This is a genomic window from Parasutterella muris (assembly GCF_009767915.1).
Taxonomy (GTDB): Bacteria; Pseudomonadota; Gammaproteobacteria; order Burkholderiales; family Burkholderiaceae_F; genus Parasutterella; species Parasutterella muris.
In genome coordinates, this window is the sequence record NZ_WSRP01000030.1 from 1 (window position 1) to 14,244 (window position 14,244).

11 protein-coding genes are annotated in these 14,244 nt (G+C 51.3%); all 11 read left to right on the plus strand.

Features of this window, described 5'->3' with window-relative positions; all coding sequences use genetic code 11:
* A partial coding sequence (locus E5987_RS13110) for a hypothetical protein (protein WP_237178776.1) occupies positions 1-236 on the plus strand: 236 nt, incomplete at its 5' end.
* 822 nt (positions 237-1,058) lie between these two features.
* On the plus strand, positions 1,059-3,731 hold the full coding sequence (gene bcsA / locus E5987_RS09375; RefSeq protein WP_160335828.1) for a UDP-forming cellulose synthase catalytic subunit: 2,673 nt from the start codon (positions 1,059-1,061) through the stop codon (positions 3,729-3,731).
* 87 nt (positions 3,732-3,818) lie between these two features.
* Entirely contained in the window at positions 3,819-6,089 is a 2,271-nt protein-coding gene (gene bcsB / locus E5987_RS09380; RefSeq protein WP_160335829.1) for a cellulose biosynthesis cyclic di-GMP-binding regulatory protein BcsB, read from the plus strand.
* A gap of 13 nt (positions 6,090-6,102) precedes the next feature.
* On the plus strand, positions 6,103-7,194 hold the full coding sequence (gene bcsZ / locus E5987_RS09385) for a cellulose synthase complex periplasmic endoglucanase BcsZ (protein ID WP_160335830.1): 1,092 nt from the start codon (positions 6,103-6,105) through the stop codon (positions 7,192-7,194).
* 14 nt (positions 7,195-7,208) lie between these two features.
* On the plus strand, positions 7,209-8,843 hold the full coding sequence (gene bcsG, locus E5987_RS09390) for a cellulose biosynthesis protein BcsG (RefSeq protein ID WP_160335831.1): 1,635 nt from the start codon (positions 7,209-7,211) through the stop codon (positions 8,841-8,843).
* Positions 8,844-9,040: 197 nt separating this feature from the next.
* Positions 9,041-10,294, plus strand: coding sequence for a UDP-N-acetylglucosamine 1-carboxyvinyltransferase (murA, locus tag E5987_RS09395; protein ID WP_160335832.1), 1,254 nt, complete (start codon positions 9,041-9,043; stop codon positions 10,292-10,294).
* Complete coding sequence (gene hisG, locus E5987_RS09400) at positions 10,291-10,929, plus strand: ATP phosphoribosyltransferase (RefSeq protein ID WP_160335833.1); 639 nt, start codon at positions 10,291-10,293, stop codon at positions 10,927-10,929. The genes murA and hisG overlap by 4 nt, the downstream gene beginning before the upstream one ends.
* Entirely contained in the window at positions 10,926-12,236 is a 1,311-nt protein-coding gene (hisD, locus tag E5987_RS09405) for a histidinol dehydrogenase (RefSeq protein WP_160335834.1), read from the plus strand. Before hisG ends, hisD begins: the two co-directional genes overlap by 4 nt.
* A gap of 8 nt (positions 12,237-12,244) precedes the next feature.
* Positions 12,245-12,835, plus strand: coding sequence for an imidazoleglycerol-phosphate dehydratase HisB (gene hisB, locus E5987_RS09410; protein ID WP_160335835.1), 591 nt, complete (start codon positions 12,245-12,247; stop codon positions 12,833-12,835).
* Positions 12,832-13,470, plus strand: coding sequence for an imidazole glycerol phosphate synthase subunit HisH (hisH, locus tag E5987_RS09415; protein WP_160335836.1), 639 nt, complete (start codon positions 12,832-12,834; stop codon positions 13,468-13,470). Before hisB ends, hisH begins: the two co-directional genes overlap by 4 nt.
* Before the next feature lie 17 nt (positions 13,471-13,487).
* Positions 13,488-14,240: a 1-(5-phosphoribosyl)-5-[(5-phosphoribosylamino)methylideneamino]imidazole-4-carboxamide isomerase gene (gene hisA / locus E5987_RS09420; protein WP_160335837.1), complete on the plus strand. Its 753-nt coding sequence runs from the start codon at positions 13,488-13,490 to the stop codon at positions 14,238-14,240.
* Positions 14,241-14,244 lie beyond the last annotated feature (4 nt).

Here is a 14,244-nt window from a genome sequence, read left to right on the forward strand (position 1 = left end):
TCTTTGTCACGTATTTAGCTCTGAGTTTAAGACTGATGCTGCATAAGCGGATGCAGGACGCCAACATTGACCCTGAGCAAGCTCCACGCCTGATAAGTGAGCTTAATGCATTAACTGTCTATAAGTTCGCTCCTGAGGGCCAAGTCACATATCTCTGGCACGAGATCCCAAAGCGTTACAAGGAACTTATGCAGAAGTTGAAAATAAAAATCCCCGCCCCGATTTTTGTAATCTAGGAGCGGGAATTCAGGTTCTAAATTCGGTATCAACCATTCAAGAAAACGTCGGTATGCGGTTGGTTGGAGGGAAGTAACAAAATCTGAATTATTTCTTACTTTTGTAAAGTTACTCGATATCACATTATGGAAGATAACTTATTGTATTTTATAACTTTATAATGAATGAGTTGGTGTGTGATCTTCAATGTAGGTGATGAATTCTCAGTTCCATTCTTGGATTAAAGGGCGTACACTAGAACAGATGTAATCGAGTAGCGTACATGCCCGTCTTCGGGTCTTTTGTTATCCCAGCTGTTGCATGTCTTTTGTATTCGGGTTTAACTTACCGATGAATTGAACGAGATTCCAGGCCATAGAACTCAGCTGCCTATACTGCGGATCGGAACTTCTCTGTTTCGCAATAGAACTTGCGAAAGTTCGTGACGAAGACTTGCTTAACTATTCCTTCTCTTTCACTGATGGGAAGAGAGGATGGTGCTCTTCGGAAGCAATCCAATCTTTAGTTATGCGAGATTAGCCTTCTCTAAACGCAGAATATCTTTCGGAACCCCCGATAGTTGCTCAATTTCTCGATACTCCTCCATTCCATTGAATAAGTATTGAACCAATCTCTTAGTCTCAAGTGAATGTATCTATCTCACCACGGAACCTTCTTGCCATGTGATGCATTTTTAGAGGTAAGTTCATTGAATAGAATAGGGGCAGAAGAAATATGGTATTTGTGAGCTTGAAACAGTGCAGAGCAACACAGATTTGATTTCTTATACCTCTCAGCACTTATACTTATTAACTAACAAATAACAAAACTTACCGCCTGCTATGCTTCTTTTTGACCTGATTAACGGAGCCAAAGACCGAATATCGCGAGTCTCTAACTATTTGCGGTCAAACACGACCGGCGGCGTCAGTTATTTTATTAACTTGTTGGCTTTGGGAGCCGCCTGGTTGCTTTTTCCAATCGAGTCGCCGGTTTTTCAGAGGCTTAAACGTGGCAAAGATTTCTATTTTCCGCAGATTAACTTTCATCGGCTTCGTCCTCTGGATTCCGTCAGGGTGTTTATCCAGCTGATATTCTTGATGCTTTTTGCATCAAGTAAAGAAGAAACCGCGCTTCGGCAGTCTAAGAATAGTCACTTTTCTACCTTTTTTCTTTTCCGCTGGACCGTCATGGCGGCAAAGAAAGCGAACCGCCTTGTCCGCCGTGTTTCCGAGCGTCTTTCTAAGTCACTGGTATCGGAAAAAATCGATTTGCCTGAGCATAGAGACTCCGCCGGGAAGATTTCTCTGGGGAAAAAAATATTTATTGGCTTCCTTCTTATTGTCGGACTCTTTCTCTATGTGCTCTGCGTGACACAGCCCTTTAGTCTGGACGAACAAATTATCTTTTTGCTGATTCTTGGAACAATCGCGCTCACGCTTTTTCAAGCGCATACTCGTTTGACGCTGCTTATGCTGATCGTGATCTCCGTGATCGTTTCCTCTCGCTATATTTGGTGGCGTTATAGCGAAACTATCAATCCCAACAGCTATACGTCGGTGATTTTCACTTGGCTTCTGATTTTGGCGGAGACTTACGCTTTTATTGTGATGCTTCTGGGCTACTTCCAAGTCTGCTGGGTGTTGGATAGAAAACCCGCTCCGATACCTAAAGAGCCGTCACAGTGGCCGACAGTCGATATTTTTATTCCTACATATAATGAACCGTTGGATGTGGTGAAGCCAACTGTCTACGCGGCGCTCTGTCAGGATTGGGAAAAATCTAAGCTCAACGTGCATATTCTTGATGACGGAAGCCGTAAAGAATTTGAGGATTTTGCTGCCGAAGTGGGCGCTCACTACATTAAACGGGAAAAGCATAATCATGCTAAGGCAGGAAACATCAATCATGCGATGAGCATTACCAATGGGGAATTTATCGCCATTTTTGACTGTGACCATGTCCCTGTGCGTACGTTTCTGCAAAAGACCATGGGCTGGTTTATCAAGGATCCGAAAGTTGCGCTGGTTCAGACGCCGCATCATTTCTATTCTCAGGATCCGTTTGAGAAAAACTTGCACCTGAAAGACAACGTTCCGAATGAGAATTCACTCTTTCATGACTTCATTCAGAAAGGCAATGACACATGGAACGCTACGATGTTTTGCGGCTCTTGCGCTATCATGCGCCGCAAAGCGCTCGAAGAGGTGGGCGGCATTGCGGTAGAAACTGTGACGGAGGATGCTCATACTTCACTGAAGCTCAACCGTAAGGGCTGGAGCTCGGCTTTCCTCAGCACGCCGCTTTCAGCAGGGCTGAGTACGGAGACGCTTGCTGCGCATATCGGTCAGCGCATCCGCTGGGCCAGAGGCATGGTTCAGATTTTCCGACTGGATAATCCGTTGTTTGGGAAAGGTCTCTCGATACCGCAGCGTCTGTGCTTTCTGAATGCGATGATCCACTTTCTGCACGGTCTGCCGAGAATTATTTTCCTGATTGCACCGCTCCCGTTCCTTTTTGCCGATGTCTACGTGATCTATGCAAGCGCAATCGCAATCTTCGTCTATCTGGTCCCACACATGGTGCATTCAACTATGACGACGTACGCGATTCACCGAGGTTACCGTTTTCCTTTTGTCAGCGCACTCTACGAAACCATTCTGTCCTGGTACATCTTTGTGCCGACCCTGGTTGCACTCATTGCGCCGCACAAAGGAAAATTCAACGTAACAGCAAAGGGCGGCGTTATTGATAAAGCGTATCTGGATTGGGCAGTCTCGAAACCGTATCTGCTTTTGCTTTCTTTGAATATGTTGGGTTTCCTGATCGGTATATATCGAATGATCGGCGCGAGCTCCTATGAGGTCATGATGATTCTGATCAACTTAGTCTGGATCGCATACAACCTGGTCATCCTTTTTGCAGCGATGGCTGTTTGCGTGGAAAGCGTTCAGAAGCGAAAGTTCCCGCGTATTGCGTTTAAGACGTCGGTTCAGCTCAAAGTCGGGGAGAAGAATATATCGGCCAAGCTTGCTGCCTTTTCCCAGAAGGACTGTGTGATTACGATCAACCCGCAGGATGTTCAGTTCTTTGAACCGAATCAGGAAATCACGATGACATTTGGTACTAAACATCATCCGGGATACTCATTTCATTGCGTGGTCGACGCGGTATTTGATAAAGGTGTTTTGGAAGTTATCGTTCGACAGGATACACGAGTTGAGGAAATGCACTATGTGAGTGCGACGTTCGGGACGCCGGATATTTGGATTCAGAAGCAGTCGGAAGTCAAGCCCTATGGCATGCTCTCGGGCGCAGAATCGCTCCTGCAGATAGCTAAACTTGGGGCAATTTCTTTTGCAAATTATTCTTCCAACTCCGTCGGTTGGTTCTTTAAGTCTGTCAGCTGGTGCGTGCGCGAAGTGATTAGTTTTATTCCCCGCTTCCCCGAGTTCCGCAAGGACAGTAAAAACTCTCCTTTTGAGGACTCGGAGCATACCCAATTAATGCGCTAAGAAGGGAAGAAACAGGTGAAAACGATAAGAAAGACGTACAATCTTTAAAACATATATAGATAAACCACAGTTCTAGGCCAGAAAAATATGAATTTTACGCAAAGGCTACATTTATCCCTGAAAGGCGCAACGCTTTGTGTTCTCAGTGCGGTCATCGGCTCATTAGGCAACCCCGCCTTCTCCGCCCAGCTCGAGCCGACCTATATTAGAGATGTTCAGCCGAACTTTAGAGTGGATCAGATTCCGGTCATTCGCCGCGATACTCCGCTCTTTAGCTACTCCACCGAGGGCATGATCGATCAGATCAAGATGACGGGCATCTACAACGAGCGCTCCTTTCGTTTTTATTCGCCTAAAAACGAAGTGATTTCCAAGGCGTCTGTAACTCTGCGCTACACCCCGTCGCCGGCACTGATCCCTCAGCAGAGTCAACTGAATGTCTATCTGAACGGTCAGCTTCAGAAGTCTCTGCCCGTGACAAAGGAACAGCTTGGCAGTCAGGTTTCAGCAACCGTTGATTTCAATCCGAAGCAGATTGAGGAGACTAACCGCATTACGCTGGAATTTGTAGGGGCCTATACGAACGTCTGCGGTTCGGTTTCCAACCCCTCGCTTTGGCTGACTGTGGATTCGTCAAGTTTCCTTACGCTCAGCACTCAGATGGTTCGTCTTGCGAATGATCTTTCGCTTATTCCGACACCGTTTGTCAACACGCTGAGCCCGTCGGCTACAACACTGCCGGTTGTGTTTGCTTCGGCTCCAAATAATCTGATGAAGCAGGCTGCCGCAGTGGTCGCTTCCTGGGCAGGTGTTAAGGCGGAATGGCGCGGCATTGACTTTCCGGTTTATTACAACGAGCAGCCGTCGGATCAGAATTTTGTTGCCTTTGTCACCAACGACAGTCGTCCGGACTTTCTGAAGTTCCTGCCGAAGGTTAATGCGCCGACAGTTTCTGTTGTGGACGCGCCCAACACTATGTTCGCCAAGATTCTTGTGATCGCGGGGCGCAATGAGGACGATCTGCTGACGGCCGCGCGCTACCTCGCTGCGCAAGATAAGGGGATCGCTGGCGGTCTTGTGACAATCGAAGGCTTCAGTGCGCTTCCCGATAGAAAAGCGTATGACGCGCCCGCATGGATTCCGACCGGCGAAAAAGTCAGCTTTGACAAAATTGCTAAGTATCGCGGTCAGTTGACAAGCACTGGACTGCACCCGGCTCCCATTAAGCTCGAAGTTAAGCTTCCGCCGGACCTGTTTATGGTGACTAGCAGCAACGTTAATCTCGATCTTCGTTACCGCTACACCAAGCCCACGAACCGCGAAGCGGCTCAGATGCGCTTTTTACTGAACGATCAGCTGGTGGAATCCTACGAGCTGAAGCCGGATACCAACAGCAATTCCTTCGCCTCTCAGTTCTCTATGCTGAACGGATTGGCGAATCTGTGGAATAACACATCGATTCCGAGCCGTCTGCTTTCGGCAGAGAACATGATGACGTTTGATTTCCAGTACGCGCTTAGCGTCTCCGGAGGTACGACGGAAAACTGCAAGAGTGTCGCACTGATTCCGAATCAGGTGGAAATCGATCCGAACTCGACCATTGATTTTTCTGGGTTCTACCACTTTGCGCGCCTGCCGGATTTGAAGCTTTTCACCGTCAGCGGCTTCCCATTCTCCAAGTACGCGGATCTTTCCCAGACGCTTGTTCTGATTCGAGATCAGGCGCCGGCAAACGTTGTTTCAACTATGCTGAACACAATGGGGCGAATCGGTGCTCAGATCGGCTATCCAGCTACGAAAGTCACAGTTGATTCCGCAGTACGCAACGGCAACGCAAAAGATAAGGATATTTTAGTTTTTGCCGAAACCAGTCAGGATCTCTCCGGACTGGAAAAACTTGAGCCGGAGGTGCTTCTTGAAAAGATGCGCGGCAACGACAAAAATCAATTCAGTGAGAAAGCGGACAATACGGGTCGAACACTTGTGACCGAGGATACTGGTATCGCCGCGATGGCGCAGTATGAATCGCCATACAGTAGCGGCCGCTCCGTCGTTACTTTGATGGGAGACGGACAGGACGGAAGTTTTATTCTCAATAAACGTCTGATGAATCCCGGGGATCTCAAGGTTGTCGGCGGGAGTGTCGCAATTTTCAGACCCAACGCAGTGCCCTCAAGCTTTGAGGCGGGCCCCTCTTATTACACCGGGTCGCTCCCTTGGCATCAGCGTGTTTGGTACTCGCTGCTGGATCAGCCACTTCTGCTGGTTCTTTTCACATTACTTTGCGCCCTCCTGTTTGCAGGCGGAATCTACTATCTGATGCACTCAATTATCAGATACCGCAGCCGGCGTCATTAAGGAGCAGATCGACATGAAAAGAAAATTACTTATCGCCTGCCTGCTGTCAGCCGCGTTTTCGACACAGGCTCTGGCTTGGGATCTTTGGGACGAATTTAAGTCGACTAATGTTACGGAAGAAGGCCGTGTCGTTGATTACAGTGAGAAGAACCTGATCACGACTTCGGAAGGTCAGTCCTACGCCATGTTCTACGCGCTTGTCGCCAATGATCGTAAGACGTTTGATCAGGTCTTTGCATGGTCTGAAAACAATCTAGGAAAGGATCAGCCATCCTGGCTTTGGGGCATTCCGGATGGGAAGATGGAAAATCCCGGCAAGATTATGGATACAAATAACGCGACCGACTCCGATATGTGGATTGCGTATTCACTGCTTGAAGCGGCCCGTATTTGGAACGCGCCTGAGTATGAAGCGCGCGCGAACGACTACCTCGCAAAGCTCAAGGAGCTTGTTCGTGATATTCCCAATGTCGGCAAAGTCATCCTGCCGGGGCGGGTCGGTTTTGAAGATAAAGGCATCATCACGATCAACCCGAGCTACTATCCGCCGCAGATCCTTCGTCGCTTTGCCGAGCACGATCCTTATTGGCAGCCGGTTCTGGAAGGGCTGATTAACGCGATGATCCGCAGCTCCCCGGACGGAGCCGCACCCGACTGGGCAAAATTTGACAGCAGCGGCCGCCTGGTCGATCCGAACAAAATGGAAGGCAGCTACAACGCAATCCGCACTTACCTGTGGGCGTCCATGCTTTCTCCGAAAGATCAGAACTACGAACTTCTGGCCAAGCACTACGGTCCTATGATTGATGCGGTCAGACGCACGAATCTGCCGCCTGAAAAGGTGAATCTCGGCGATATGACTTTCAGCGGCTGGGAAGTGGACGCTTTCGGAGCGTGCTTCCTTCCTTACGTCAGCAGCGACAAAGCGGGCGCCATTATTCGCACGGTACTCACATCGACTAAAATGACAGGCGTGAACTACTATCGCAACTGCCTGATTATGTTCGGTCTCGGCTTCGATTACCGAGCGTTTGCTTTTGACGAGAAGGGCCGTCTGATTATTCCGAGCAACGATCTCGTTATCGATACCAAGACTCCGAATTAATTTGAGAAGACAACATGGCGTCGACGGGTAATAAAAAGGAAAAGTGGAAAGGTCTCGGCCTTTGGAACGTCTTTTTCATCGGAGAATTTCTTCTTGCGGGATTCGGCTATCTCACGCTGAATCTTCTGCATAACGTTCTTCTGCTGATTTTTGTCATGTTCCCGCTGCAGAACCGCTGGCTGAGATGGCTTAGAACTCTTGCGGCTGTCTGCGCGGCATTCGCGCTGGTTTACAGCGAGAGCTGGCTGCCGGGACTTGAAAGCATCAAGGGAAACTTCCACAATGTCGCGGCGATGGAGACCGGCTACATTGTGGATTCACTGCTGAACTTCCTTAATTTCGAGATGATCGGTATCGGCTTGGTGCTGATTGTGGTCTATTATGCGATCCGCGATTATGTGCGCGTCACGACCTTCACAATCGGCTATCTGGTGATTTTGCTGCTCGCACCGGTATGGCAGCCGCTGTTTCAGCGGCCCGCTCCGGTGCCGGCGGAAACCGTGGCTGCAGCCGACAGCGCTAAAAAAGAAGGCGCAGAAGAGGTTAAGAGCGATCTGATTCCGCAGACGCTTGATCCGACATCCCGCAATCTTGACGAGTGGCTTAAGACGTTCCACGACACTGAGAAGGATCGCCGTGCGGTATGGCCTGACTCTTTGCCGAAGACCGATACTCCGTTTGATATTCTTCTTCTGAATATCTGTTCGCTCTCCAATTCGGATTTGAAAGCGGTGGGCCTGGACAATCATGAAGTGCTGCAGAAGTTCAATATTCGATTTGAGAACTTTAATTCGGCAACTTCGTACTCAGGTCCTGCAGCGCTTCGTCTGCTGAAGTCCGCCTGCGGACAGCCCTCGCACGAGGATTTGTATGAAGGGCGCAATCCCGACTGCGAAATCATGAGCCGACTCGGTCATCTCGGCTACAACCAGTATGTGTTCATGGATCACAGCGGCAAATACGACAACTTCTATCAGAGCCTCAGACACTTGGCCGGTCTGACGCCGCGTCTTGAAGAAATGAAGTATCCCAAGCGCTATGACTCCTTTGATGAGGAACCGATCGGAGACGCCAGAGCGGTCTTTAAAGACTGGGAAAAGACAGCTGAGAGCAGCGATCATAAGAGCGCGACTTTCGTGAATCTGATTGCGCTGCATGACGGCAACCGTTTTGCCGGCAAACGCCGTCTTGCACCGTTTAAGCCGCGTGCCAAAGCGATGCTGGATGATTTGGATACGCTGATTTCCGATATTGAAAAGAGCGGCCGCAAAGTCATGCTGGTGGTTGTGCCCGAGCATGGCGCCGCCGAGCAGGGCGACAAGGTTCAGGTCGCACATCTTCGCGATATCCCGAGCCCGTCCATTACACATGTGCCCGCGCTCGTGAAGTTCATCGGCATCCAGCCTCAGGGCGGACCGGTCAATGTGACGCAAAAGACCAGTTATCTTGCGATCAGCACGCTGATCGGACGCGTGCTTGAGACGAACTTCTTTGGCAAACCGGAGGGCTCTGAGACGCTCGAAGAGCTGGTGAAGGGGCTTCCTCAGACGCATTCTGTCTCTGAGAACGCCAATGCGAAGGTCATCAATTACAACGGAAAAGACTACGTTAAGCTCGACAGCGGAGACTGGAGAGAATACGCGAAGTAGAAGATCGGGTGAGACCGCGGGATTGGCGGAAAAAAGCTGTCCCGCGGTTTTTCATGTCTTGCTCCCGAGATAAATAAATCTTGAAAAAAAAGCGCTGCAAAGCGCCAATTCGCTTTGCTATCGCTATAAACTCAATGTGTTATGGGTGTGACCGTATTTGTTCGGCGCACTCGAACTGTTTTGTTTGGAGTTGCTCAGTGCAAAAACTAGTTATCACCGGCGGAAAACCGCTGCGCGGGGAAATCAGAGCCTCCGGCGCAAAGAATGCGGCGCTTCCTTTGCTCGCCGCATCGCTTTTAACGGAAGAGCCGATGGTTTTCCATAATCTTCCGGATTTGGCCGATGTCAGAACCATGCTCAGACTTTTGGAAGATCTGGGCTGCAAAGTGACGCGCTCGGACCACGCGGTTACGATCGAAGCGTCGAACATTACATCCACTGAAGCTTCATACGATCTGGTGAAGACCATGCGGGCATCTATTCTTGTGCTCTGCCCGCTTGTCGCGCGCTTTGGCAAGGCCAAGGTATCGCTGCCCGGCGGCTGCTCGATCGGCGCAAGACCGGTTGATCAGCACATCAAAGGCCTGAAAGCGCTTGGAACCGAGGTGACTATTGACCACGGCTATGTCAGCGCCTCGGCCGACAAGCTTAAAGGCACTCTTATCGTGACCGATATGGTGACGGTGACCGGAACGGAAAACCTGATGATGGCCGCGGTGCTCGCCGAAGGTACAACGGTACTGGAAAACGCGGCACGTGAGCCGGAAGTGGTCGACCTGGCCGACTGTCTGAACGCCATGGGCGCAAAGATTCAGGGCGCGGGCACCGATCGAATCATTATTGAAGGCGTTGAGAAGCTGCACGGCACGACGCATACGGTCATGAGCGACCGCATTGAAGTCGGAAGCTTCCTGGTTGCCGCGGTCGCCACCGGCGGAAAAGCCCGTGTGACGCACTGCAATCCGAGAGATCTTGCCGTGGTCATCGACAAACTGAGAGAGTCGGGCGCCGAAGTTACTTTCGGGGACGATTGGATTGAAGCGGGCGCCGGAAAAACTCTGAAAGCGGTTGATATTCGTACTGCGCCGTATCCGGCTTTTCCGACTGATATGCAGGCGCAGTTTATGGCGCTTGACACCATCGCTGAAGGGGCCGCCCGTGTGGACGAAACCATTTTTGAGAATCGATTCATGCATGTGCCCGAGCTGCAGAGACTCGGTGCCGACATAACAATTGACGGACACACCGCGACGGTTCGTGGCGTATCCAGACTTTCCGGGGCGCCCCTTATGGCGACGGATCTGCGCGCGAGCGCGGCGTTAGTCATCGCGGCGCTTGCCGCAGACGGAGAATCCACCGTCGATCGAATTTACCATCTGGACCGCGGATACGAAAAGATGGAGGAAAAGCTCAGAGCGCTCGGAGCTGATATCAAGAGAGTCAAAGAATGATTACGCTCGCACTATCTAAAGGAAGAATTTTTACGGAAACGCTGCCCTTTTTGGCGGCGGCCGGCATCTACCCTCTGGAAGACCCGGAAACTTCCCGCAAACTGATTATTGGAACCAATAACCCGGATCTGCGCATCGTGGTTGTCCGCGCAAGCGACGTGCCGACTTACGTGCAGTACGGCGCGGCGGACATGGGTGTCGCGGGAAAGGATTCACTGTATGAACACGGCGGCTCCGGACTTTATATTCCGCTCGATCTGAATATCGCGAAATGCCGCATGTGCGTTGCCTGTCCCCGCGATTTTGATTACCGAAGCAAGGTCAGACGCGGAGCGCGCCTCAGAATTGCGACGAAGTATATGAAGTATTCGCGTGACTACTACGCGCGAATCGGCGTTCATGTGGATTTGATCAAGCTGTACGGCTCGATGGAGCTTGCGCCGATCGCGGGTCTTTCCGACGCGATTGTTGATTTGGTCAGCACCGGCGCGACGCTCAAAGCGAATGATTTGGTGGAAGTGGAAACAATCGATCACGTGTCTTCTCGACTGATTGTCGGACAGACGGCAATGAAATTAAAGCGGCAGGAGATTTTGCCGCTGATTGAAATTTTCGAAAAAACGGTGAAAAAATGATCATTAGAAGACTGAATACAAAGGATGCGGACTTCGCTGCGAAGTTCTCCGAACTGGTCGCTGTGGACTCCTCGGTTGATCCGGAGATTACGCGCAGAGCCGAGGCGATTGTCGAGGATGTGCGTAAAAGAGGCGACGAGGCGGTGCTTGAATACACCAATCGCTTCGATCATATGGACGCCAAAAGCATGGAAGAGTTCCTTCTGACCGAAGAGGATCTTAAAAAAGCGCTCGAGACGCTTCCTGAAGATCAGAAACAGGCGCTTAAGACCGCCGCTCAGCGAATTCGTTCTTTCCATGAGCATGAAATCGGTCAGAGCTGGTCGATCACCGAAAAAGACGGAACCAAGCTCGGTATTCGTTATATCCCGTTGGACTCTGTCGGTCTGTACGTCCCGGGCGGTAAGGCCGCTTACCCGTCTTCCGTTCTGATGAACGCTATGCCGGCTCACGTGGCCGGTGTCGGCAGAATCGTGATGGTGGTTCCGACTCCGGGCGGCAAACCCAATCAGCTGGTTTTGGCTGCTGCTGCGCTTGCCGGCGTTAAGGAGTGCTACACCATCGGCGGAGCTCAGGCGGTCGCCGCAATGGCCTACGGTACTAAAACGATTCCTGCGGTTGATAAGATTGTCGGACCGGGCAACGCCTATGTCGCTGCTGCCAAACGTTATGTGTTCGGTACGGTCGGCATCGATATGATCGCGGGCCCCTCTGAAATTCTCGTGATTTGCGACGGTAAGACCAACCCCGACTGGATTGCGATGGATCTGTTCAGTCAGGCCGAGCATGACGAGCTGGCTCAGGCGATTCTGCTCACGCCGGACGCCGAATTTGCCGACAAGGTGGAAGAGTCTATTAAACGTCAGCTTCCGAATATGAGCCGTAAGGAAATCATTGAAGCCAGCCTGAAGAATCGCGGCGCCATCATTGTGACGGACTCTATTGATGAGGCCTGCCGTGTCGCCGATACGATTGCTCCGGAGCATCTTGAGCTTTCCGTCGAAGAACCGGAAAAATACGCCGACAAGATTCACCACGCCGGCGCGCTCTTCCTTGGCGCCTACACCTGTGAAGCGCTCGGCGACTACTGTGCCGGCCCGAACCATGTTCTGCCGACATCAAGAACCGCCCGTTATTCTTCCCCGCTTGGTGTTTGGGATTTCCAGAAGCGCATGAGCGTGCTTCAGGTCAGCAAAGAGGGCGCGGAAAAACTTGGTCATGTTGCCGACGTTCTGGCCCGCGGCGAATTCCTCACAGCGCACTCTGCAAGCTCGATGTACCGCGTCAGCGAACTTGAAAAGAAATAGGACGGATTATGAACAGAGCAGCCGAGGTTGAACGCAGGACAGCGGAAACCGAAATTATTGTGAAGATGGACCTGGATGGCTCCGGACAGGCCGACATCCACACCGGTATCGGTTTTTTTGATCATATGCTCCATCAGATCGCCCGTCACGGCATGATCGATTTGTACGTCAAGTGCGAAGGCGATCTGTGGATTGACGGTCACCACTCGATTGAAGATATCGGCATCGCGATGGGCCAGTGTCTTGCTCAGGCGATCGGCAATAAAGTCGGCATCACGCGCTTCGGCCAAAGCTGTGTGCCCCTTGATGAGGCGCTTTCCCGCGTCGTTATGGATTTCTCGGGACGTCCCTATTTGGTCTGGAACGTGGACTTTACCGCTCCGATGATCGGAGAGATGGATACGCAGCTGCCGCGTGAATTTTTCTTTGCGCTCGTCAACAACGCGAAGATTACGCTGCACATTGACAACCTGCGGGGCGTGAACGCGCACCATCAGTGTGAGTCCGTCTTTAAAGCTTTCGGACGCGCGCTGCGTACTGCCGCTGCCCCGGACGAACGAGCAATGGGCCGTGTTCCCTCGACGAAAGGCGTTTTATGAGAATAGCGATTGTTGATTATGGTTCAGGAAATCTGCGCAGCGTCAGCAAGGTGGTCGAAAAAGTTGCGCCGCTTGGCACCACGATTGAAGTGACTGCGCTGCCTGAGAATGTGATGAAGGCCGACCGCGTGATTTTCCCGGGCCAGGGCGCGATGCCCGACTGCATTGCGAATCTTCGCCGCACCGGTCTTGAAGAAGCGGTTCGCGATGCTGTAAAAAACAAACCTTTCTTTGCGGTCTGCATCGGAGAGCAGATGCTCTTCACGCACAGCGAGGAAGGCGATGTCGGCGGTTTGGACATTTTCAAAGGAAACGTGGTTCGTTTTCCTTCTAATCAAACCGACCTGAGCGGAGCTCGTCTTAAAGTTCCGCAGATGGGATGGAACCGAGTTTCTCAGAGAATACCGCACCGCATGTGGAACGGCATTAGTGACGGCGCTTGGTTTTATTTCGTCCACAGCTATTATGTAGTACCCGAAGATCCGAGTCTGATCGCGGGCGTTACTTTCTACGGAAAAGAGGTCACTGTTGCGGTGGCTAAGGACAATGTGTTTGCCACACAGTTCCACCCGGAGAAAAGCGCCGCGGCCGGTCTCGCTCTTTATGCAAATTTCCTGACTTGGAATCCTGACTAAATCTTGAAAGAAATACCATGTTATTAATTCCCGCAATTGATATTAAAGGCGGCCAGTGTGTTCGTCTTCGCCAGGGTGACCTGACTTCCAATATCACCGTGTTTAACACCGACCCGGTCGCACAGGCCAAGCACTGGGTTGATCTTGGCGCGCAGCGGCTTCACTTGGTGGACTTGGATGCCGCTAAGAGCGGCAAACCGGTTAATCTTGCCGTGATCAAGAAAATCATTTCCGAATTCTCCGACGATGTGGAGATCGAGATCGGCGGCGGCATGCGTACGCTTGAGAGAGTTGAGCAGGTACTGGATTTCGGTGCCGACTATGTCGTTATCGGCACAGCCGCGGTTAAAGCGCCGGGTTTCCTTCATGACGTCTGCTGCCAGTTTGGCGGCAGCGTCATTGTTTCCCTGGACGCTAAGGACGGCATGGTCATGACGGACGGCTGGACAAAGACTACCGGTCACAGCGCAGTGGATCTTGCCCAGAGATTCGAGGGCTACGGCGTTGACGCGATTCTCTATACCGACATCAGCCGTGACGGCATGCTGACCGGCTGCAACGTTGATGCGACAGCCGATCTTGCGCGTCATCTTTCGATCCCCGTGATCGCCTCCGGCGGTATTCGTGATTTGGAAGATATTCGCAAACTTCTTGCGGTTGAGGACGACGGCGTCACGATGGCGATTCTCGGCCGTTCACTTTATGAAGGAACTTTGGACTTTACAGAGGCGCTCAAGCTTGTTGAAGAGTCTGAAGGCTCTGAGGACTAACAGT

What these genes read in the sequence shown, in the direction of transcription:
- bcsA (WP_160335828.1), top strand. Translation starts at nt 1,059, where the DNA reads ATGCTTCTTTTTGACCTGATTAACGGAGCCAAAGACCGAATATCGCGA.
- bcsB (WP_160335829.1), top strand. Translation starts at nt 3,819, where the DNA reads ATGAATTTTACGCAAAGGCTACATTTATCCCTGAAAGGCGCAACGCTT.
- bcsZ (WP_160335830.1), top strand. Translation starts at nt 6,103, where the DNA reads ATGAAAAGAAAATTACTTATCGCCTGCCTGCTGTCAGCCGCGTTTTCG.
- bcsG (WP_160335831.1), top strand. Translation starts at nt 7,209, where the DNA reads ATGGCGTCGACGGGTAATAAAAAGGAAAAGTGGAAAGGTCTCGGCCTT.
- hisG (WP_160335833.1), top strand. Translation starts at nt 10,291, where the DNA reads ATGATTACGCTCGCACTATCTAAAGGAAGAATTTTTACGGAAACGCTG.
- hisD (WP_160335834.1), top strand. Translation starts at nt 10,926, where the DNA reads ATGATCATTAGAAGACTGAATACAAAGGATGCGGACTTCGCTGCGAAG.
- hisB (WP_160335835.1), top strand. Translation starts at nt 12,245, where the DNA reads ATGAACAGAGCAGCCGAGGTTGAACGCAGGACAGCGGAAACCGAAATT.
- hisH (WP_160335836.1), top strand. Translation starts at nt 12,832, where the DNA reads ATGAGAATAGCGATTGTTGATTATGGTTCAGGAAATCTGCGCAGCGTC.
- hisA (WP_160335837.1), top strand. Translation starts at nt 13,488, where the DNA reads ATGTTATTAATTCCCGCAATTGATATTAAAGGCGGCCAGTGTGTTCGT.